Raw genomic sequence first — 391 nt, 5'->3', positions numbered from 1 at the left:
TTTTGAGAGCTCTTTTATATCATTCTCATTCATACTTTCATATCTTACTTCAGGCTTAAAAATAGAGTATGGATTATAATCTTTTAGCGATTGTAATGAGTTTTCATAAGCTTCTATTGTTCCATAATTATCTTTTTGAGCTTCAAGTTTTTTCAAGGCATTGCTCTTGCTATCTATGAAATCTTTTAAATTTATACTATCAACTACTTCGCTAAGTTTTTTGATAATCTCATTTCCATCTTTATCATAAGCTCTTATTTTTAATTTATCAAAGTAGGTGTCATTTTTATCTACAAATCCATTTCCATCACTATCAAATCTAAAAAGCTGCGAATTTGAGCTAAAGCTTCCAACTCCTAATCTATCATTATCCCCAGCTAAATCTAAAAAT

1 pseudogene is annotated in these 391 nt (G+C 28.4%); it reads right to left on the bottom strand.

What is annotated here, in order from left to right:
* A pseudogene (locus CCAL9328_RS10760) lies at positions 1-391 on the bottom strand (response regulator); the annotation flags it as partial.

The organism is Campylobacter sp. RM9328 (genome assembly GCF_012978615.1).
The sequence above is the reverse complement of the archived record's forward strand: the minus strand, read 5'-3'. Positions and strand labels throughout refer to the sequence as shown.